Origin of the sequence: Corynebacterium ulcerans, from assembly GCF_000767685.1 — a bacterium.
In the GTDB taxonomy this organism is placed as follows: Bacteria; Actinomycetota; Actinomycetes; order Mycobacteriales; family Mycobacteriaceae; genus Corynebacterium; species Corynebacterium ulcerans.
This window is the reverse complement of sequence record NZ_CP009622.1, coordinates 596,258-617,155: the sequence shown is the minus strand read 5'-3', so window position 1 is coordinate 617,155 and position 20,898 is coordinate 596,258. Positions and strand designations below refer to the sequence as shown.

The following is a 20,898-nucleotide window of genomic DNA, read 5'->3' as shown; positions in this document are numbered from 1 at the left end:
AATGCCGGGCCAACGAGGGCGTTAATCGTGATAACTCTTAGCCAAAAGGATAAGGCCAAGGGTTTGCGGCACACACTGCACCGTCGTCTTTGTACACTTCCGTAGCGTCTATCTTAGATAGTTCTGTGTTAGACAGGCTTAATGTCTGCTGCATCATGATGGGTGCCAACTCACCATTGCCTCCACATGGTTCATGAGCCGCGTATCCAATACCGTGACCAACCTCATGATTGATGAGGTATTGACGATATGCGCCTAAGTCGCCTTGGAAAGGAGTTGCTCCCCGAATCCACCGGGACTCATTAATCACTACGCGGTTGCCGTCAGAATAAAAACAGCTGGTCTCCATAGCGATATCATGCCCACACAACCCATGCGTCGTATCCACCGACGATAGCTGGATTCTGAGATCCGGTTGAGCATCCGGGCTATCTGCTACGTGCTCAAACGCGAATTTTTCATCGTGCGCCCAACTCTTGGGATTGGTCAACGTAGCGTCAACCATAGCGGCGAAGGCATCGTCACCACCAAAGGTCTCAGCTTTAATGCCGTTTTCAATCTCAACCACGTAAGTGAACTTTTTTTCTTTCCCTTGTCCGGCTTTCGCACCTGGGGTTCCTACCACTCGATAAGTCCCCTCGCCTTTTTGTGTGAACTCGGCCCCTGCAGGCAGCTCAACTGCTGCAATCTTAGGCTGTTCTTGGTCTGCTGGATTGGGGCCTTTGAGAGGAGGCTGCCCTGTTTCCGAGGTTTGAATGGCGGACTCGGTAACCGGGTGCGCGACTGATTTTTCGTCGCTGGGGTGGGTGACAAAAACGTCGACAAGTACCCACACGGTGATTACGGCGAGTACAGGAATGGCATATGCTCTCCATCCATAATCGCGAGCGAATCGGACAAAAAAGCTTTCCTCGTGTGGGCTCTTCAACGCTAGGCTCCAGAGAAGCCTACGGTACGGGCGCTCGAGGTCCCGACCTCTACATAAGAGATTCGAGAATTACGCACCAGGTACTGATTTCCCTTCTCATCTGTCAGCGTCAACAGGCCAGTGTCATTAGCTAATGCCTCAGATACTCGCGCCACGACCTCATCTTGGGTCTCGCGGCTAGATATAACAAGCTCGCGCGGGGAATCAGAGAACCCGATTTTAATGTCCATCTTCGCTCCTAAAGTTTATTGTTCTGATGGTCCTACCGTTGTGAGTTTGCCCTTGTACCTGAAGTACATGTCAGCTCATGTCTCTGTGCTTCCGTGCACTAGTACATACCGCAATCTCAACGGCGCCTAAATAGCTCTCCCATCATACCGTTGTATGTTGCTTCACGTTGAATACAGAGACAATCACTGTGCCCTGCTAGTTTAACGTCTTATAGAGCGTTCTTCTCCTCACACTTCACCCAGTATCAGGACCTCCTTGGCCTCTTCCTTCGTATTCCCATTAGTATCGGAAGAGTGTCAGTTTCTACTCATAAACCCACGTTCGCCGAATTAGGTGTCGCTGCTGAGATCGTCGACGCGCTTTCTGAACAGGGAATCACACATACGTTTGCGATTCAGGAGCTTACGCTTCCTATAGCCCTTGACGGTCGAGACATTATCGGTCAAGCACGCACCGGAATGGGCAAAACACTCGGATTCGGTGTCCCGCTTTTGGATAGAGTATTCGACGCTGCGGATGTCGCTGAGCTCGATGGGACCCCGCGTGCACTCGTCGTTGTGCCTACCAGGGAACTGGCGCAGCAGGTAGGCGAAGATTTAGAGCTCGCAGCCCGGCACACGCCGGTGAGAGTTACCACCGTATACGGCGGGCGTCCGTATGAGGAGCAGATCCACGTTCTGGATAAAGGCGTTGACGTTGTAGTGGGCACCCCTGGCCGGCTGATTGATCTGCATCAGCAAGGCCATTTGATCCTCGATCACGTCGCCATTCTTGTGTTAGATGAAGCCGACGAAATGCTGGACTTAGGGTTTTTCCCCGATATTGAGAAACTTCTGGGGGCTCTGACTCATCAGCATCAGACGCTCTTATTTTCTGCAACAATGCCGGGACCAGTGCTCACCCTCGCCAGGACCTTTATGTTGCGCCCTATCCATATACGGGCTGAGGAAGTCAACGCATCCCATACTCACGCGAGTATCGAACAGGTTGTTTTCCAGGCACACAGAATGGATAAGACCGCAATTACTGCGCGCGCGCTTCAGGCACACGAACGTGGAAAAACTATTATTTTCACGCGCACCAAGCGCACTGCCGCAGAGCTGGCAGAGGACCTTGCTGGCAGAGGCTTCCGAGTCGCAGGTGTACATGGCGACTTGGGCCAGGCAGCACGCGAATTATCGTTGAGTATGTTCCGTGATGGCCGCGTAGACATACTAGTTGCCACCGATGTTGCAGCGCGTGGTCTTGATATTGACGATGTCACTCATGTGATCAACTATCAGACTCCTGATGACCCCATGACGTATGTACATCGCATTGGTAGGACAGGACGTGCTGGCCATACCGGCACAGCAATTACTCTTGTGGGATACGACGAGCTCACCAAGTGGAAGATCATTAGCGATGAACTGGGACTAGACAACCCAAACCCGCCGCAATGGTTCTCCACGTCCCCAGAGCTTTTCGACGCCCTCTCAATCCCAGAAACCGCCGGGGAGTCAGTCGGTCAGCCGCTTAAAGTAGCCGGAAGCAACAGAGGCGCCACCAGTAGCAGGCGCTCGAGTAGTAGTCAGCGATCCAACGATGCCGCATCAGCAACACGGAGGCGCCGTCGCCGATGACTAAGAGCTTGCGCAGGACGCGGAAGGACCTGATCGCTGCCACGATTATCGCGGGGATCAGTATTACAGGTGTAAGTATTGTCTGGGCCACTGCTCCGATTAACAAGGTCACGCACTCCCCTGCTGCCCAATCAATGAGGTCCCCAGCAGTTCCGCCAGTTCCGGTGCACTCATTAACGCAGCAATGGGAAACTCCCGCCGATCAATTAACCACCAAACCCATCATCGCGGCAGGCCTGGCCATTTCTTACGACGGACGCAGCGTTAACGCCATTAACCCCGCGACGGGTACTCCCGTATGGTCTTACGCACGCCCTGAGCCGCTATGTTCCTTGGGTCAAGCCTGGTCCAGTGTCGTTTTGGCTTTTCATACCGGACGAGGCTGCGGCGATGTTGTTTCCCTCGATGCAGCTTCCGGAACGTATAAAGCAACGAGAAGTGCCAGCGCTAGCGATGCTGTGGTGCCGCTTTCCTCCAATGACAACGTGGGTACCGTGTCTTCTGAGCGAGTGGAGCTTTGGCGCTCCGACCTCGTGCGTACCGTGGAATACGGTGACGTCCCGATCAAGCAAGAGGCGAATCAACAACCACATGAAGATTGCGAAATTTCTTCAGCTCTTTCCCGAAAAACGCTTTTAGGCGTAACCGAAAAATGCGAGCACTCCTGGTGGCTGCGATTTCAAAAAACGGTTCCAGAAGACTCTCGTGTCCCAGAAATCACTCACGATATCCACATTTCTGGCGACAACGCACGCATCATTGCCATCGGCCAAGAGTCCGCAGCTGTTTTTGTATCCACCCCAAAACCCCGCATCGATTCCTTTAGTAACAGCGGAGAACGCACTGCATCTATCGAGGTGCCCGCAGTGAATAACGATGCATGGGATCACGGCCCTGCCGTGGCAGATCTGCCACACCACATCACTTGGTTCGATGGTGAACGCCTTTATCTATTCAATCCATCGTCCCTGCATGTTGAGCATGTCATCGATAATGTTCTTGGCACAGGAGTCGCTATTAATAACAAGCTTTATGTACCCGTGCTAGATGGAATCGCAGTAATTAACTGGGATACCGGAGAAACCGAATCCGTCTTTGCTGTTGATAGAGATCGCTACGCCGGCTTAGTTTCTCTCGGCCTTGCAGGTGACCATGTAATAGAAAAACGAGGCGATCACCTTGTCGGATTAGCGTTGAGCTAAGAGTATCTTTATAAAAACGTCTCCCCAACAACGAAAAATCTGGAAACTTCATTTAACCTAAAAGAATACTGATAGGAATCCTGTATACTGGTGAAATGAGACACAGACTGTTCAAAGCCGGGGCAGCGATTCTTTCACTCATCGCAGCAATTCCCGCAGCTATAACCCCAGCTTATGCACATGCGCCAATCCATAATGCAGTTATTTTTGGGGATTCGGTTGTAGCCAATCCAGACCTTATTCGCTATGGCGCGACATGGTTAAACATCCCCACTCCGCAGCCCGCTACCGAGCGAGGAGAATGTCCAACGTCTCCACACAGCTTTGGAATTGTGGCCGCCGAGCTCCTTAAACTCCGAGCAGATAATTACTCTTGCCCAGGCGCCGTAGCGCTGGGAGATAAATCGCTTTTCTCAGCTAGCCGACGTTCAGTGTCTCTCCAGATCGATCAGGCAGAGAGTCAACGAACACTCAACAAAAACACCAAGCGCGTATTCATCTCGCTTGGCTTTAACGATACTTATTCACAACTCGCGCGCGGTCGCACTGATGAACAAATCCGCCATGAGTTTGCCGCAAAGATCAGACAAGACGCTGCACGAATCCGCAAACTAGCACCACATGCCCGCATTCAACTCATCGGCTATCCGCAAATTACCGATAACAGCTCCGTATGTTTATTCCACGTTGGAAATAATCTCCACGACCGAACCTTTGCCCCCGAGATCGCGCATCTTGAGCAGCTCGCCCAGGACATGGGACGAGACGCAGCAGCGGCTTCCGGAGTCGAATTTGTAGACCTCAAAGGAGCAACCAGGCATAACCACATGTGCGCTCCAGATAATCAACGTATGTGGTCAGGCATTATCGACGGCACCGCAGGCCATACGAACCTCCCCTTCCACCTCAATGACCGCGGACACAAATACGTAGCAAACATTTTGGCAAAGCAGTAACAAGTCTCACATAAGCGTGATGCCGGCAAGTTTCCCCTTGCCGGCATCACGCTTATCTTTATTTTTTAATAATTACGTGCAGCCCAATCCACAGCACGCGGACTAAAGAGCATGCCTAAAGCTACAACCGCAGTCAGGCCCGTTACCGCAGAGAAAAGAAGTGCACCACCGTTGAACATGTAATACGCAATGGGCAACAGCAAGATTTGGAGCATAATTACAGGCCCCCGCCCCCATCGTTTACCCCGGTTCATCATAAGAGCCCCAGCCAAAACAGCCCCAAAGACGATAAGAAAGAACACCGCGGTCCCGTACCCGACCCATGTATTGGCATTATCAGATTCATAGACAATCGACGCATCACGGTGACCAGTTGCTTCCCGCACAATGAGAAGAATCGCATAGGCGATGCCAATAAGCGACTGAATAGCGGCAACCCAACCAGCATAGAGCACTGGTCGTGGGGGGAAATGAGTGTTCATGTTCACGGCGATTGAGTGTAGCTCAACGCCGTGCCCAAATCATCAGTTTCTCCCACAATCTCGAGGACGCCATCGGATATACAGCCTTCATCAATTCACTCTTTTAGCAAATAAAGGCTTTGCTAAATTAACAAAGCACCCCTACAGTGAAGAAAATTTCCCATGCAAAGCATTGCATTTAGCCCTCACCCAGCTTTCGCCAACCCTCCTCTAATACCTGTCAACCACCCCAATTTGACGCGAAGCCTCCCCGCACACTCCTATACAAACTATAAAAACACCAGGTGAGAAGAGTGACAACCGTCTGCAAAGTTGCAAAACCTCAAGATTGAGACACATCCACAACCGATATCAAAGTGTGATCCTACACACATTTTGCTCTTACCCCTAGCCAAGCGTGAGCGGACATGTCATTATTTGCAGGTACCTCAGGCGAGCAAACAATGCATTCGCCAATACTTCGGGCTACCGCGAAGGAACCACACGTCCCCACTGATACTTGAGCAGCCACACCCCCCTATGGCTTGCATAAAAGACGTGTCCCTATTTTTACCGCCAGTTTTATGGTGGGTTTTCTTTGCGCGCCCCCCGTTGTTCTTACACTTGTAGCACGTTAGGAGATCACCATGGATTGGCGCCACGAAGCCATTTGTCGCGACGAAGACCCCGAGCTCTTCTTCCCCGTGGGCAATTCCGGCCCAGCGCTAGCTCAGGTAGCAGCAGCTAAGGTTGTGTGCAACCGTTGTCCTGTCACCTCGCAATGCCTCGCATGGGCACTAGAAACCGGTCAAGACGCTGGTGTCTGGGGCGGCATGAGCGAAGATGAGCGTCGCGCTCTCAAGCGCCGTAAAAACCGCGGACGCGGACGCGCTCGTATCTCTCTCTAATCTATCGATTTCCTGAGACCTACGGCCACCTACTAAAGTGGTCTTCTGTTATTCACAATTAGCTAGCGAAGGAGCACCACATGAGCAAGCGTGGACGTAAGCGCAAGGATCGCCGTAAGAACAAAGCAAACCACGGTAAACGACCCAACTCTTAAAGTCACGGTCTATTACTAGTCAAGGGCGCTCACCTTAAGGTGAGCGCCCTTTGCTTGTGGTCGAAACACAACTAAAGCTCGCGTTGAGTGATGATCGTAGTCCGCTCAACCTGAATGGAATAGGAAATTTTCTCTCGCAAACTCGCGGGCGCTGGCCCACAACAGCACTTCTTTAACAGTCTCCTTAGGCTTTCTTCCGCCGCAATCATTTCGGCACATCCTGGGCATTGGGCAATATGGGCATTAAGCCGTGCGCATTCGACCTCAGTAAGCTCCCGATCTAAAAGCGCATACATGTGCACATGCAGATCCTCACAGTTACAGCCGCAATCATGCGAGTCTTTTTCCGACATTATGCCTTCGCCTTTCCAACTTTATGATTCTCCGCTGCTGTATCCATGGTTCCAGAGCTGTGAGAAGCAACCGAGTCTTCATTCGCAGACGCAGTTTCGCTCACGCCAATTCCGTGGTCACGTGCCACGTCTTTCAACGCTTCTCTGAGTTGTTTTCTTCCCCGATGCAATCGGCTCATCACTGTGCCGAGGGGGGTCTCCATAATGTCAGCGATCTCTTTATAGGCGAGACCTTCCACATCCGCGTAATAGACCACCATCCGATAGTCTTCGCTCAATTCATTCATCGCTTGCGCAATACGCTGGTTAGGAAGGTTTTTCAGTGCCTCCACCTCAGCGGATTCCAACCCCGTGGAGTCGTGTGAAGCAGTAGCTAGGAGCTGATAGTCAGTCACATCTTCCGCGGAGGATTGCACCGGCTGGCGTTTCTTTTTGCGGTAGGAGTTGATATAGGTGTTCGTCATGATTCGATAGAGCCATGCCTTGAGGTTGGTTCCTTCTTTAAAAGAAGCAAACGCTTGAAAGGCCTTGATATAGGTCTCTTGCACCAAGTCTTCGGCATCTGCGGGATTCCGTGTCATCCGCAGCGCACCACCATAGAGCTGATCGAGGAGCGGAAGGGCCTCAGCTTCAAAGCGCTTCTCTAGCTCAGTTGTTTTCGTTGCCACTGATCTCCTTAGAATTGGACACTATCAAGTCTAGTAGGAGGTACCCCGTGAGTAAGAAGAAGCATTCGGCAGCAACACCCGCGCTGGCAGTGCTGGCTTCATCCGGCGTGGACTATAAGGTCTCCAGTTTTGAAGGCGGGACCGATCATTTTGGGGATCATGCAGCAGCGGCTCTGGGGGTGGAACCTGAACGCATCTTTAAGACACTGGTTGTTGATCTCACCGCGGGGAAAGGACCCAAGCGTCAGTTAGCAGTGGCGTGTGTTCCTGTCACTTCTAAATTAAGCCTGAAGAAGATTGCTGCGACCCTTGGCGCCCCCAAGGCAACCATGGCGGACCCTCATGACGCCTCAAAATCGTCCGGATATATCCCCGGCGGTATCTCCCCCATAGGACAAAAAACAGCGCTGCCTACCGTTATCGATGAAACCGCAATCCTCTTTGACACGATCTTTGTGTCTGCAGGACGACGCGGCATGGACGTAGAGCTCAGCGCAGAGTCGCTCGCGTCACTCGTCGATGGGCAACTTGTCGACGTTCAAGCCAATTAGTTCCGGATAATCGTTTCTTATGTTCCCCACTGCCTTATCCGCAGGGTTGAGAGAAAAATCTCCAGCATCGCCAGGAGACAACAAACGAGCCGCTTGGCCCGGGCTCCCCTGCAACCACACCATGAGTTCATCCGCGGCCAAGAAGCGCGGCATTCGATGATGCACGCGGTCTAACGGCGGGAGTGAGTCCGTAGTAATCATCGTGGCCGATAGTTGTTGGGCTCCGGTGTCCCAGAGTCCGGCTGCCCATACGACTGATCCGGTAGTGATCCAATAGGGCTGTTTGTTATGCCACTCGTAATAGCCGTCCAGGGGTATAAGGCAGCGTCGAGAAGCAAAAGCAGCACGAAAGCTCGGTTTCTCTGCCACTGTTTCTGCGCGAGCGTTAAAAAGCGGAGTCCCAGAATCATCCTGCTTCCAGCTCGGAAGTAACCCCCAGCGCGCAGGCTCTATTACGGCCTCCCCCGGCGCGTCTCCAGTTCTTAGGATCGCGATCTTTTGGGTCGGAGCGATGTTGTATCTGGGTGCCGGCAAACCCATGGGAGCGTGCACCACGGTAAAGCCAGGCACCTGCAAAAGCTGTTCATCGGTGGTACACAATACGAATCGACCGCACATATACCTCATTATGGCCTTATGATGGTGGAATGTGTGTTTTGTGGGATGCTCCGACTGTTACGGGCCCGGTATCGGCAGTGGTAACAGTCCCAGGTTCTAAGTCCATGACCAACCGTGCCCTCGTGTTGGCAGCCCTCGCAGACTCACCTTCACAGATAAAAGGCGCATTACGCAGCCGGGATACTGATTTAATGGCCCAGGCGCTGGCAGCTTTGGGCACAGATGTGCGTGTCAACGCCCCCTCATCGTTTATTGTCACCCCAGTTCCTCTTCACGGCGGTGCTGTCGACTGCGGTCTCGCAGGAACCGTCATGCGCTTTGTTCCGCCCTTAGCCGCACTTGCTCAGGGCACCGTGGAATTCGATGGTGATCCCCAAGCGCGTACGCGTCCCATGAACCAAATATTAGATGCGCTGCGCGGAATCGGTGTGGATGTCCATGGAGACTCACTCCCCTTTAGTGTCTCTTCCACGGGGGCACCGCGCGGGGGTGTCATCGACATCGACGCCTCTAGTTCTTCGCAGTTCGTCTCTGGGCTCCTCCTCGCCGCACCTTGTTATCGCGATGGCCTCACCGTCCGGCACATAGGCGACACACTTCCCAGCACCCCGCACATTGAGATGACCGTGGACATGCTAAGAAGCGCAGGCGTGCAGGTCGACGACTCCGTGGGCAATCAGTGGACGGTTCATCCAGGACGTATCTCTGGTCGTACCTGGCATATCGAGCCAGATCTCTCCAACGCCACCCCCTTCCTCGCTGCGGCAGCCGTCACAGGCGGCACTGTCATCATCCCGGGATGGCCGCAGCAGACCACCCAAGCAGGGGACGCGATTCGCTCCATCCTGAGCCACATGGGCTGCGAGGTATCCTTCACCACCTATAAGGGCACACCAGCCCTTCAGGTCACAGGCCCTTCCGGCGCGCTTCACGGGCTCTGCCTCGATATGGCGGATATCGGCGAACTCACCCCCACGGTCGCAGCGCTTGCCGCTTTAGCTGCAACTCCTTCTGAGCTCAGAGGTATCGCACACCTTCGAGGCCATGAAACTGACCGGCTCAAAGCGTTATCAGATGAGATCAACCGCATCGGCGGACATTGCGAGGAGCTTGCCGACGGCCTCCGCATCACTCCTCGCCCCCTCCATGGGGGAACCTGGCACTCGTATGCTGACCATCGCATGGCTACTGCAGGAGCGATCATCGGGCTCGCGGTGCCGGACATACGCGTGGAAAACATCGCAACAACAGCAAAGACCCTGCCGGATTTTGACACCATGTGGTCTGAGATGGTGAGTAACTAATGGCACGAAAATCATCAACGCACCGCTGGGATGAATCCGATGTACGAGTCAGGCCGGGTAAAGGCTCTCGCCCCAGGACCAAAGATCGGCCGAGCCACAACGACGCCCTTTTTGGCATGGTCGTAACTAAAGACCGAGGAAGATGGGGCGTAGTATTGGATTCCGCGGATCCCACGGCAGAGCCCATTGTGTGTATGCGAGCCCGCGAAATGGGACGCGCTGCGGTGGAGGTAGGTGACCGGGTAGGAGTTGTCGGCGATACCTCTGGCCGTGCTGGTTCACTCGCACGGATTGTTAAGTTGGAAGAACGCACCAGCGTGCTGCGGCGCACGGCAGATGATACTGACCCTTATGAGCGAATCGTCGTCGCTAATGCGCACCGCTTGCTCATCGTATGCGCGGTTGCCGATCCCCCGCCCCGTGCAGGGTTTGTTGAGCGGGCACTCGTTGCTGCTTTTGTGGGCAATCTTCAACCGATTCTCTGTTTGACCAAGTCTGATCTTGCAGACCCGACCGAGTTCGCGGAAGAATTCAGCTCTTTAAATGTCCCGGTGGTCGTCTGCGGTATCGACGACCCGATCGCGCCAGTTCAGGAGCTTGTTACCCAATCCGTTACCGCAACCATCGGACATTCTGGTGTGGGCAAATCAACGCTAGTCAATCGACTCGTCCCCGATGCTTTCCGTGAAACGGGCAGCGTATCAGGGGTAGGGAAAGGTCGCCACACATCAACTCAAGCAGTAGCTTTGCGGCTTCCCGACGGCGGCTGGATCGTGGACACCCCCGGTATCCGATCCTTCGGCCTCGCGCATGTCGACGCAGACGCAGTGGTCGGGGTTTTTGAGGATCTCTCCGCAGCTGCTGAGAACTGCCCGCGCGGATGCACTCATGCAGGCCCTCCTGCAGACCCCGAATGTGCGCTCGATCAGTTTGACGCAGATTCTCCCACGGGTCGGCGAGTAATCGCGGTGCGCAAGCTGCTAGCCTCGCTGCGCACCAACACCGAATGGGATTAGCGGGTTTCTTCTATTTTCGTGTGGATCTGCCGGAGTACGCCCGTATGACATCGCGGACACCAGGACGAATCCGCTTGAGCAGCTGCAGACCAGTTTTCAGTCCCACACGCTTGCCGGAGCTGTCCACTCCTAGTTGCCCCTCAATACAAGGATTGTCCGTAAATGCTCTGTTTGACCTCACTTCTGGGGCGTTGTCGGGGCTGGCCACCAAATATTTATTGGGGAGGGCAAGCTTGAGCAAAGTCTTTTGTACTTTGAACAATTGCACGGGGAAAGAGTCAATGTTGTAAGGAAGATCGTATTCTTCACAGATCGCACGAACTTTCTTCCCCACCTCCGCTAGCCGATTCGACGGCATGTCAGGGAAGAGGTGGTGTTCGATCTGATAATTCAGATTTCCGGACATGAGAGTCAAGAGCTTTCCGCCGCGGAAGTTGGCTGACCCTAACATTTGGCGTAAATACCACTGATTGCGGTCTTCGTTTTTGAACTGTTCCTTGGTAAATGTTTCAGTCTCATCAGGAAAATGTCCACAGAAAATCACGGCATACGCCCACACTGATCTGGTGAAGTTGGCTAGCGCATTTGCGGCCACGGCGCGTGGATAATTCCGACCTGCTAGTGCTGGGTATAAGAGATAGTCTCGTGATACTTGCCGGGCAGCTTTAGAGGTGGTCTCCCAGAACTTTCCTTTGGTTTCATCCCAGTCGGTCCGCTTGGAAAAGAACTTTCCAAGTTCAACATCGTAGTAACCCACGGCCCATTGGAACATCGTGGCAAGCACGGGATTGATCACAGGCTGGAAGGCATGCAGCGGTGTCCATTGTCGGTCACGGGTAACACGAAGAACGCCGTATCCCACGTCATGGTCCATCCCTAACACATTGGTGTAGGTGTGATGAACGTAATTGTGTGAGTGCATCCACTGGGAAGAAGGACACACGATGTCCCATTCCCACGTCGTCGAGTGGATCTCTGGATCATTCATCCAGTCCCACTGCCCGTGCAAGACGTTGTGTCCTATCTCTAGGTTTTCCAAAATCTTTGCGGTGCTAAGAAAAGCGGTTCCGGCCCACCAACACTTCTTATTGCCGGCAAAGATAAGGCTTATGCGCCCAGCAACTTCCAAGGCTCGCTGTGCTCGAATAAGCCTTCTAATGTAGGCGACATCGCGTTCTCCTAAAGATTCAGTGACCTCTAGTTTGATTGCGTCGAGACGCCTTCCGATTTCCGCTATATCGTCGTCGCTGAGATGCGAGTACGCCTGAATGTTATCAATTGCCATTGTGCCAAGACTCCTTTATACGCCTATGGTGAGATCGCCAGCCGCCACACATACACATGTTCGTACGCGACTTCCTGGTTCATGGGTTTCCCCTGTGACTAGATTGTGAGCATGCCCCTCAAGCAGCGGCCTGACGCAGGTATGGCACACCCCCATGCGGCACCCGAACGGAAGGTTAACCCCTGATTTTTCGCCAGCTTCCAAAAGGGTTGTCGCACCATCTGCGTGAGTATTTCCCCGGTCTCCGAATGTGATCACTCCACCTTGTGCGTCACTGGCGCGGTCGATAGTAAACCTCTCTGAGGTGATGCTGACGCCGCGTTTTTCTGCCCACGCGTGAGCGTCGTCAAGCATGCGCGAAGGACCGCAAGCAAAGATCGCGCGTGACGTAATGTCAGGTATAACGTGCTCATAATCCTGCGGAGTAAGCCGCCCCTCGCGAGCTGTAATACGACGGATGACCTGCAGCTGTGGATTTTCTTGTTCCAATCGCGTGAGCTCCTGATCAAAGAGCAGATGATCGGAGTCGTGGACGCAATACACCAAAACTGCGTGACAACGCTCTAGCTGCTTACGCTCAGCCATCGTGCGTACCATAGAAATGATCGGGGTGATTCCAGTCCCGGCAGCCAAGAAAGCAATCTTGCTAGGAACCGGCTCGCTCAGATGAAAGTCCCCAGCTGGGGCAAGCATCCGGATGGTCGTGCCCGGACGCACGGAGCCCACCAAATGGGTGGAAAGCTTTCCTTTTTCCACCGCACGAACAGTGATTTTTAATATGCGTGCGTGTGGATCGGGAGCGTTGGTCAACGAGTAGCTTCGCCATACAAAGCGACCATCAATTTCTACTCCGATCCCAATGTATTGGCCTGCGTGGAAATCTGTTTCCACTCCCCATCCCGGAATGATTGAGAGGTGAACAACGTCGCGATCACGACGCACCTCCTGTATTTGCCCACGTAGTTCGCGGGTGCTCCATAACGGGTTAACCAGGACGGAGTAGTCATCGGGCAAAAGCGGTGTGGTGAATCTTTTGAGCACTCCCCGAAGAGATGCTAGTCGGTCACGTGCCATGGATAAACCTCAAATTGTTTCCCTAGTAAAAGTTACTTTGCAGTAGCTTACGTATCCGTAGGTTTGTTGTCCACTATTCCAGGGAAAAATAAAGAAAACCGTTGCGTACAGCCCTTTCAAGGACCAACGCAACGGTTGAAAACTAAAACCCGCTATATCCTCCGATATAACATGATTTTCTCAGAGGCTAGAGCAGCTCAATCAGAGCGCCCAACTCACTGGGGTCATACCACGCAAGGAAATTATCCAGCGCGTCCCCAACAATCAATTCGGCATCCTCTACGCCCAAATCAGCCTCATCAATAGCCTCAATAGCCTTAGCCGTGGCTTCCTCAGACGATTGAACGTCAACGTGGATTGCAGCCACCGAATCCAAAGACACGGCGGACGGAGACAGCTTGACCACGGACTCCCCCATCTCCGGGTCTAAGGAGACATTCTCATCCGCAATATCTGCAGAAATCACGACCCTACGGTGCGGGAATTTCTCCTCATCCCCGACCGCGAGCAACCTGATAGAAGCCAAAGCCGCATCCTCGAACGCCGAATGGGCTATCTCGTCCTCATCACCCGACGTATAAAATTCCCGAAGCGCAGGGGTCACCGCAAATCCGTACCCCGATCGCGCAGAGATTTCCCCTTGTTCGCTCAATTCTTTAAGCAGGGAGAAAGTCGCAGGAACATAGACGCGCATCAGAAGTCACCGCTTAGACCAAACAGCCCCGAAAGCTCAACGACGGTGCGATCAAATTGCTGGTAAAAGACTCCCACAAGGCCGCACTCTACTGCTGCGCGGACGTTCAGAATCGAATCATCAACCATCACGCAGTCACGCATAGGCAAACCAATTGCATCAGCAGCAGCCTGGAACGCAGCCTCTTCGGGTTTCTCTGCGCCGATCTCACCGCTGAGAATGACGGCATCGACGATTCCTTGCGTCTGAAGAACACGAATAGGGTCTGCGCCAGGGCCACCTGGATCATTCGACAGCACCGCAGTGCCGATCCCATTCGCCCGCGCAGCGGATAAGAGATTGCGCCAGCGTCGCTGGTCTTCTACCGGCCCATCAAGGACACCTACATAATCGACGATTAAGCCGCGCACAGCTTGCCTACACCTCACGTAATTATTTCTGGAAAAAAGAATTGACCTTGGCTATTGTTTCACATTAGTCAAAGAGAACGCACGCCCACGTGTCTTTTTTGGCTGCAAAACACACAGAGCCTGCCTTGGAATCGTGTTCTCTTAAGGAAAGCCTACATGCTTGTCCCGATTCCTGGACTCAGCTACCTCAAAACCTTCACAGTGGATTCATCCCAACATCCCCGCGAGTTTTCCTACGCACCAACGGATTTTAAACGCCTACAGCTGCCCGATTACGTGCACAAAGAATCCAAGTCCCTGATCTTTATGGCATTGAACGCTGCCTTTGGCATCCGTTCCATCTCTCCACTGTGTCACGAACAATTCGACGATCAAGTACACCGTCTCATCACCGCTCGTCGCCGCTCAATGCCAGCCGTACGCGGGCGCATCGTCTTGGAAGCACTTCATCTGCGTCCACGCGGTCAGCTTATCGACGCCCTCGGCTCCGCCAACATAGACAACCAACACATCGGCTATCTCGCCCAGTTTGTGCCTCTCGACGCAACAACCCGCAGGCTGCGAATGCGAAGCCTGCGGGTTATCTAGAGCGTAGCGCTGTTTAAGCCTCTACAGTCTCATCTACGGCTGGCGCCTGGAACTGCTTGCGCAGCAAGAAGAGCTGGCGCACAGTTTCCTCTTTGATTCCATCCTTCATGGCGTTGAACATATCGCCACCTTCTTTTTGATACTCCACCAAAGGATCGCGCTGCGCCATAGCGCGCAAGCCGATACCCTCCTTGAGGTAGTCCATCTCATAAAGGTGCTCACGCCACTTCTGGTCGATAACGGGGAGGATCACCATGCGCTCGATGTTGCGCATCTGGGCCTCTCCACCGATGGCAGAAACGTTTTCTTCCAGCTCGGCATACTGCTTGTGCGCATCCTCAAGGACGGCAGCGCGCAAGTCCGCTTCGGACAGTTCGCCTGCTGCGCCGTACTCGGTGCCGTCGATAAGCTCCTGGGCCTGCATGGAAGGACCATAAAGGGACTCAAGTGCGTTCCAGAGCGCGTCAAGGTCCCAGTCTTCGACGTAGCCTTGTGCGGTTGCGCCGTCGACGTAAGCACCAATGGTGTCATCGATCATTCTTTGGATGTTGTCAGCAATATCTGCGGACTCAAGGATCTCACGACGCTCGCTGTAGATAACCTTGCGCTGCTCGTTCATGACCTCGTCGTACTTCAAGACGTTCTTACGCATCTCAAAGTTCTGGTTCTCCACGGAAGCCTGGGCACCCTTGATGGAGTTGGTGACCATCTTTGCCTCAATGGGCACATCGTCTGGAACGTTGAGACGATTCATCATGTTTTCCATGGACTGCCCGACAAAGCGAACCATCAGCTCATCGCGCATCGACAGGTAGAAACGGGTGGTCCCTGGGTCGCCCTGACGGCCAGCGCGTCCGCGCAACTGGTTGTCGATACGACGAGACTCGTGGCGCTCAGTGCCTAGGACATACAGACCACCAGCGTCGCGTACTTCTTCAGCCAGCTTCTCACCGCGGTTTTTCACCTTGGCCAGCTCTTCATCCCATGCGGCCTCGTACTCCTCCGGGGTCTCCACAGGATCGAGTCCACGCTCACGCAGATTGATGTCCGCGATGATGTCTGGGTTACCGCCCAGCACGATGTCCGTTCCGCGGCCAGCCATGTTAGTAGCAACTGTGACAGCGCCTGGCAAGCCGGCTTGCGCCACGATCTGAGCTTCCTGCTCATGGAACTTGGCGTTGAGCACGCTGTGTCGCACACCACGGCGCTGCAACAGCTTGGAGAGGTACTCCGAGCGCTCCACAGACGTGGTACCCACGAGCACTGGCTGGCCCTTGGCAACGCGCTCTGCGATGTCATCCACAACGGCAGCAAACTTAGCTTCCTGAGTCTTATAGACCAGGTCTGTCATGTCCTCACGCTGATTATCCCGGTTAGTCGGAATCGGGATGACATCCAGCTTGTAAATCTGGTGCAGCTCAGAGGCTTCCGTCTCCGCGGTACCCGTCATTCCCGCGAGCTTTTCATACAGACGGAAGTAGTTCTGCAGGGTGATCGTAGCCAGAGTCTGGTTCTCGTTTTTGATCTCCACGTTTTCTTTGGCCTCAATGGCCTGGTGCATGCCCTCGTTATAGCGGCGACCATCCAAGACGCGGCCGGTGAAGTCGTCCACGATAAGAACCTCGCCATTGCGAACGATGTAGTCCTTGTCGCGGGTAAACAGCTCCTGTGCCTTGATAGCGTTGTTGAGGTAGCTCACCAGCTGCGAGTGCTCAGGCGCGTAAAGGTTGTCGATTCCCAGCTGATCCTCGACATACGCCACACCTTCTTCTTTAATGCCCACGGTGCGCTTACGCTCATCCACTTCAAAGTGAATGTCACGAGTCAGGCGTGGAGTGATCTGAGCAAAGACGCTGTACCACTGCGAAGAGCCATCGACTGGGCCGGAAATAATGAGGGGGGTACGAGCCTCATCGATAAGGATGGAGTCAACCTCATCCACGATCGCGTAATGATGTCCACGCTGCACCAACTCGTCGAGCGAACGCACCATGTTGTCACGAAGGTAATCAAAACCCAGCTCGTTGTTCGTGCCATACGTAATGTCTGCGTTATAGGCCGCACGACGCTCAGTAGGCTGCATATTGGCCAGGATGACACCAACCTCAAGGCCTAGCCACCGGTGCACGCGACCCATCCACTCAGCGTCACGCTTGGCCAAGTAATCGTTCACGGTAACAACGTGGACGCCCTTTCCCTCCAGGGCGTTGAGGTAAGCGGGAAGCACACAGGTAAGAGTCTTGCCCTCACCAGTACGCATCTCGGCGACGTTGCCAAAGTGCAGTGCTGCACCGCCCATAATCTGAACTAAATAGTGCTTCTGCCCCAGAACACGCCACGACGCCTCGCGCGCAACAGCGAATGCCTCTAGCAGGAGGTCGTCGACAGTTTCACCTGCCGCGATTCGGTCCTGGAACTCTTTAGTCTTTGCCTTGAGCTCGTCGTCGGAAAGCTCAGAAAACTGAGGCTCGAGATCGATAACATCTTCAGCGATTTTCTTCAGCCGCTTAACAGCGCGCCCCTCGCCAACGCGGAGCATCTTGGAAAGTCCAAACACGTGCACTAAGTCCTTAGAAATGTTTTAAATATGTGGTTTATAGCTGTAACTTCGCCATTGTAATCACAGGCGAAACAAATTAAAGAACCCGGATCACCTTTGTTAGAGGAAATCCGGGTTCTGCATTATCTCGTTTCCACAGGGAAAGCTAAGGTTTAGCTCTCTTTTGCCAAGGAGATAAGGCCGTAGTCAAATGCGTGACGACGATAGACAACCGATGGGCGACCCGTCTCCTCATTAACAAACATGTAGAAGTCATGGCCCACAAGCTCCATCTCAGAAAGAGCATCATCGACGCTCATCGGGGTGGATGGGTGTTCCTTGTGACGAACAACTCGACCCGGCAACACTTCTTCTACTGAATCTGCATATGGATCGTGATCGTATTGGGAGTCAGCGCGAGCCGTCTCCGCTTCCTGTACCAGTTCAGCAGCAGTCTCTCCGGCTCCCTTAGGCGCACGGTGCCCCGACAGGGAAATGGAGCGACGAGCCTTCACCTTACGCAGAGAACGTTCCATACGAGCCAGTGCTGTCTCCAGCGCGGCATAGAAGCTATCTTCCTTAGCCTCAGCCCGAGCAATATGTCCCTTGCCGGTAGCTGTGATCTGAATACGGTCAGACTGCTCAGAGCGACGTGGGTTAGGCTCGTGCTGCAGCTCGACGTGGAAGAAGGTGAGTGTTGGATCAAGACGAGCTATCTTGGCGAGTTTGGCATTAACACGTTCCGCGAAGTGCTCCGGAACTTCAACATTGCGGCCAGTGATCGAAACCTGGACGTCAGGGCTCAGAGTCTCGTTGTTTCCAGCAGGCGTGGTCATAATCACGTACCTTCCTGTATCAGCCGCCCGGTTTTTGATGAGTGGGATTACTCAGCTTTCCCTTATATCGGCGGGTTTCAACTTCCAAGAACCAGAGTACATCTGGTCATAACCATTTTGCCACCGGTTTTGTCCTACTACACATTCGATAGCCCCAAGGCTCCCCTAATTTTTACGTTTCCGCTGGTTAAAACAGCCACCGACTCTGCAAGGGTAGCTCCCGTTGTGATCACATCGTCAACAATAAGCACCGCAGACGAGGGGATCCTGGTCAGAAAAACGTTTCCAGAAAGATTTCTCCTACGCTGAGAAACATCTAATCCCACAGAATCTGCCACGGACGGACGGTGCCATAAGACGCGTTCAGTACGTAGACCGCTGGCCCGACAGATAAGCTCAACCGGATCACCACCACGTTGTTGCGCAGAACGCATACGAGTCGGCGCAGGAAGCAACACGATGTCTTCCTCTACCTCCCCTAAAGCCTTAAGATGTTCGACTGCTGCGGCTACCACCGGACCAAGGTAACGCACCGCGTCTGTACGCCCTCGCTCCTTGAGATTGATGATCGTTTTGCGTCGTACTCCGCCGAACTCACCCAGTGACCACACAGGTACGTGTGGGTCGGTCAGAGTGGTAACCCGCTGTGGAGCACGCGACCATTCGCCCATGCACTCCCCGCACATCCGCATTCCGGGTTTTCCGCACCCCACACATGCCTGCGGGAAAAGAAATTCCCACACCATATCCCCCCTAGCGCTTTTAACGCGGCACCACAATAACGGAACGCCCGCCTTCTAGCCCTTGGACCTCGCGCCAATACACTGTAGCGGAATCAGAGTTAGGGAGTTCTAGGGCCACGCGAGCATCCGTGATGTATCGGGTAGAGGAATTCGAGGCGACCGAGACCACAGGCGCAACAATATTTCCAGCAGAAAGTTTGGTTGCGATAGAACCATCCTGTGCGATGACCCACACTGGAGCCTCAGAACTCGACGTCCCCACGATCAACGAGCCATTGCTCTCCCAATCAAGAGACACTGCCGTGTCTTGGATCGCTGGCATGACCTCATGGATATTGGTGATCTTGCGCTCTCCGGCGTTGGGGCGCGACACAATGCCGATATATACGCGGCCTCCGATAATCATCGCAGCACGCACGCCACTGCGCGAGAGTTGCAGCATGGATATACCGCTTGCGGATTCCTCAAGCCCATCCATGGATACTTCCGTTTCCACGATGTCCCCGCCAGAGGAAGAACGCGCAAGACGAATAATCTTGCGTCCATCTTGCACCGTCCACAAGGATGACGCCCCTGGTTCGAATGTCGGTTTAGTCATCGTCTTAGCCGACAAAACTTCGGAATAATTTCCTCCCACGGTTCCCAGCAGCAAACTAGATTTTTTCGTGTCCCCACTCCCCACGGCGCGAACTGCTGCAGTGACCTTATCTTTGCTTGAGATCGCCACTGACTCAATATCATGCACCGTCCCATAAGAACCAGCCACTGGTGCTGCTTGGCCTCCTACGACACTACGCAAGCTGCCGTTAGTCAACGCGTAGGTCTCCGTGGACACGGATGCTCCTGCTTGTGGGTTATATTCCGCGAAGTCATCCACGGTGAGTTCTTCACTATATCGGCGTTCAGATTTAAGCGGAACCCCATCAAAGGCAAATTTGAATGGCCCTGCAGACCCCGAAAGCGCAAGCGTCCACACAAATTGCGCAGAGAGTCTCCGTATCTCATCTTGCCCCAAGCCGGACATACCAGTGAATTGATAAAAGCCATTACTCAATCCCGCAAAAGATGCACCGGAAGGCACCTCATTGACTACGCCAGGGGTGAGATTGCGCGAAGGCCCTCCAATCATCAAGGTAAGCAGCGCGCTCTCCACGCTGTTGCGCGATGCACTCGAATCCTTGAACACCCAACGTCGATCCGATACCAACGTCGATCCGCTGGTATCAAAGAAATACAGCTGCTTTGGGTCATAGTGGTTCCACAACTCATTGCGCTGCACCACAATCTGGTCGGGCAGCTCAGCTATCCGCCACTCAGAATTAACCCTTTCCAAAGTGATAGTGGTGCTGTAACTCTCGTTTTTAGAAACATACGATCCCCCTTCTTCAAGCGAGCCCACAATGTTGCCCCGCACGTCAAATACTCGGCGTGACGCTGAACTGCTCGCAGAGGAATTAATATCGATCCCGTCCAACACCAATACGCTTGTACTGGGAGACCACCTCTCAGAAGCAGCACCGGTGAGATATCCTCGTGCATGTTTATAACGCTGGGAGGGGTTCGTGCTCGCCTCGTAGAAATCGCGCAGCAGCAAGTCAGGTTCTTGCCCTGCAACTGGTGCCTGCTGCTCAGTAGAAGTGCTCACGTCAAAACCTCGGAGAGCCTGAGGATCCGAGCTACTGGGCAGAGTTGTACAAGCGCTCACCAGAGCACCGACGAGCCCGACCGATAGCCCTAAGCGAACCACTCTAGCCAT

At 53.7% G+C, this 20,898-nt stretch carries 23 protein-coding genes; 9 read left to right on the top strand and 14 right to left on the bottom strand.

The annotated features are described in order from the left end of the window. Positions 1-37: 37 nt before the first annotated feature. Complete coding sequence (locus CULFRC11_RS02900) at positions 38-928, bottom strand: DUF3152 domain-containing protein (RefSeq protein ID WP_023635297.1); 891 nt, start codon at positions 926-928, stop codon at positions 38-40. Positions 929-930: 2 nt separating this feature from the next. Beyond that, complete coding sequence (locus CULFRC11_RS02895; RefSeq protein WP_023635296.1) at positions 931-1,158, bottom strand: DUF3107 domain-containing protein; 228 nt, start codon at positions 1,156-1,158, stop codon at positions 931-933. Between the two features lie 294 nt (positions 1,159-1,452). Here CULFRC11_RS02895 and CULFRC11_RS02890 point away from each other — a divergent pair, with 294 nt between their 5' ends. From CULFRC11_RS02890 to CULFRC11_RS02880, 3 genes are all read left to right on the top strand, one after another. Then, a complete protein-coding gene (locus CULFRC11_RS02890; RefSeq protein ID WP_023635295.1) occupies positions 1,453-2,781 on the top strand; it encodes a DEAD/DEAH box helicase in 1,329 nt (442 codons plus the stop codon). Beyond that, complete coding sequence (locus CULFRC11_RS02885) at positions 2,778-3,983, top strand: Rv3212 family protein (protein ID WP_023635294.1); 1,206 nt, start codon at positions 2,778-2,780, stop codon at positions 3,981-3,983. The genes CULFRC11_RS02890 and CULFRC11_RS02885 overlap by 4 nt, the downstream gene beginning before the upstream one ends. A 95-nt stretch (positions 3,984-4,078) precedes the next feature. Continuing rightward, positions 4,079-4,939, top strand: coding sequence for a GDSL-type esterase/lipase family protein (locus tag CULFRC11_RS02880; RefSeq protein ID WP_023635293.1), 861 nt, complete (start codon positions 4,079-4,081; stop codon positions 4,937-4,939). Between the two features lie 65 nt (positions 4,940-5,004). Here the strand turns inward: CULFRC11_RS02880 and CULFRC11_RS02875 are convergent, their stop codons facing one another. Next, positions 5,005-5,427, bottom strand: coding sequence for a hypothetical protein (locus CULFRC11_RS02875; RefSeq protein WP_031270074.1), 423 nt, complete (start codon positions 5,425-5,427; stop codon positions 5,005-5,007). A gap of 620 nt (positions 5,428-6,047) precedes the next feature. On the opposite strand from CULFRC11_RS02875, the gene CULFRC11_RS02870 reads away from it, so the two are divergent. Together CULFRC11_RS02870 and CULFRC11_RS11470 are read left to right on the top strand one after the other, a co-directional pair. Then, complete coding sequence (locus CULFRC11_RS02870) at positions 6,048-6,308, top strand: WhiB family transcriptional regulator (protein WP_013241391.1); 261 nt, start codon at positions 6,048-6,050, stop codon at positions 6,306-6,308. A gap of 80 nt (positions 6,309-6,388) precedes the next feature. Further along, on the top strand, positions 6,389-6,463 hold the full coding sequence (locus CULFRC11_RS11470; protein WP_014300525.1) for a 50S ribosomal protein bL37: 75 nt from the start codon (positions 6,389-6,391) through the stop codon (positions 6,461-6,463). Positions 6,464-6,534: 71 nt separating this feature from the next. Here the strand turns inward: CULFRC11_RS11470 and rsrA are convergent, their stop codons facing one another. Both rsrA and CULFRC11_RS02860 read right to left on the bottom strand, forming a co-directional pair. Continuing rightward, complete coding sequence (gene rsrA / locus CULFRC11_RS02865) at positions 6,535-6,816, bottom strand: mycothiol system anti-sigma-R factor (RefSeq protein WP_013910968.1); 282 nt, start codon at positions 6,814-6,816, stop codon at positions 6,535-6,537. After that, complete coding sequence (locus tag CULFRC11_RS02860) at positions 6,816-7,484, bottom strand: sigma-70 family RNA polymerase sigma factor (RefSeq protein WP_023635291.1); 669 nt, start codon at positions 7,482-7,484, stop codon at positions 6,816-6,818. The genes rsrA and CULFRC11_RS02860 overlap by 1 nt, the downstream gene beginning before the upstream one ends. A gap of 47 nt (positions 7,485-7,531) precedes the next feature. On the opposite strand from CULFRC11_RS02860, the gene ybaK reads away from it, so the two are divergent. Next, positions 7,532-8,035: a Cys-tRNA(Pro) deacylase gene (gene ybaK, locus CULFRC11_RS02855; protein ID WP_031270071.1), complete on the top strand. Its 504-nt coding sequence runs from the start codon at positions 7,532-7,534 to the stop codon at positions 8,033-8,035. On the opposite strand, the gene CULFRC11_RS02850 is transcribed toward ybaK, so the two are convergent. Further along, a complete protein-coding gene (locus tag CULFRC11_RS02850; protein ID WP_023635289.1) occupies positions 7,994-8,662 on the bottom strand; it encodes an SOS response-associated peptidase in 669 nt (222 codons plus the stop codon). The two genes, ybaK and CULFRC11_RS02850, sit on opposite strands and share 42 nt — an antisense overlap. A 20-nt stretch (positions 8,663-8,682) precedes the next feature. Here CULFRC11_RS02850 and aroA point away from each other — a divergent pair, with 20 nt between their 5' ends. Together aroA and rsgA are read left to right on the top strand one after the other, a co-directional pair. Next, complete coding sequence (gene aroA, locus CULFRC11_RS02845) at positions 8,683-9,957, top strand: 3-phosphoshikimate 1-carboxyvinyltransferase (protein ID WP_023635288.1); 1,275 nt, start codon at positions 8,683-8,685, stop codon at positions 9,955-9,957. Continuing rightward, positions 9,957-10,973, top strand: coding sequence for a ribosome small subunit-dependent GTPase A (gene rsgA, locus CULFRC11_RS02840; protein ID WP_023635287.1), 1,017 nt, complete (start codon positions 9,957-9,959; stop codon positions 10,971-10,973). Before aroA ends, rsgA begins: the two co-directional genes overlap by 1 nt. 10 nt (positions 10,974-10,983) lie before the next feature. Here the strand turns inward: rsgA and CULFRC11_RS02835 are convergent, their stop codons facing one another. The 4 genes from CULFRC11_RS02835 to CULFRC11_RS02820 all read right to left on the bottom strand — a co-directional run bounded on the left by CULFRC11_RS02835 (position 10,984) and on the right by CULFRC11_RS02820 (position 14,436). Further along, entirely contained in the window at positions 10,984-12,258 is a 1,275-nt protein-coding gene (locus CULFRC11_RS02835; protein WP_023635286.1) for a fatty acid desaturase family protein, read from the bottom strand. A gap of 15 nt (positions 12,259-12,273) precedes the next feature. Further along, positions 12,274-13,332: a ferredoxin reductase gene (locus CULFRC11_RS02830; RefSeq protein WP_023635285.1), complete on the bottom strand. Its 1,059-nt coding sequence runs from the start codon at positions 13,330-13,332 to the stop codon at positions 12,274-12,276. Between the two features lie 187 nt (positions 13,333-13,519). Further along, positions 13,520-14,026, bottom strand: coding sequence for a DUF6912 family protein (locus CULFRC11_RS02825; RefSeq protein ID WP_023635284.1), 507 nt, complete (start codon positions 14,024-14,026; stop codon positions 13,520-13,522). Then, entirely contained in the window at positions 14,026-14,436 is a 411-nt protein-coding gene (locus tag CULFRC11_RS02820) for an HAD-IA family hydrolase (RefSeq protein ID WP_013241381.1), read from the bottom strand. Before CULFRC11_RS02820 ends, CULFRC11_RS02825 begins: the two co-directional genes overlap by 1 nt. Before the next feature lie 156 nt (positions 14,437-14,592). Between CULFRC11_RS02820 and CULFRC11_RS02815 the strand changes: the two genes are divergently transcribed. Next, positions 14,593-15,024 carry a hypothetical protein gene (locus tag CULFRC11_RS02815; RefSeq protein ID WP_023635283.1) on the top strand — a complete coding sequence of 144 codons (432 nt, stop codon included), beginning with the start codon at positions 14,593-14,595 and terminating at the stop codon, positions 15,022-15,024. Positions 15,025-15,037: 13 nt separating this feature from the next. On the opposite strand, the gene secA is transcribed toward CULFRC11_RS02815, so the two are convergent. The 4 genes from secA to lpqB form a co-directional block, all read right to left on the bottom strand. Further along, positions 15,038-17,581: a preprotein translocase subunit SecA gene (secA, locus tag CULFRC11_RS02810; protein WP_031270068.1), complete on the bottom strand. Its 2,544-nt coding sequence runs from the start codon at positions 17,579-17,581 to the stop codon at positions 15,038-15,040. Positions 17,582-17,736: 155 nt separating this feature from the next. Beyond that, entirely contained in the window at positions 17,737-18,399 is a 663-nt protein-coding gene (gene hpf, locus CULFRC11_RS02805) for a ribosome hibernation-promoting factor, HPF/YfiA family (RefSeq protein ID WP_014525433.1), read from the bottom strand. 137 nt (positions 18,400-18,536) lie between these two features. After that, a complete protein-coding gene (locus CULFRC11_RS02800) occupies positions 18,537-19,145 on the bottom strand; it encodes a ComF family protein (protein WP_023635281.1) in 609 nt (202 codons plus the stop codon). 16 nt (positions 19,146-19,161) lie between these two features. Next, positions 19,162-20,898 carry an MtrAB system accessory lipoprotein LpqB gene (gene lpqB, locus CULFRC11_RS02795; protein ID WP_023635280.1) on the bottom strand — a complete coding sequence of 579 codons (1,737 nt, stop codon included), beginning with the start codon at positions 20,896-20,898 and terminating at the stop codon, positions 19,162-19,164.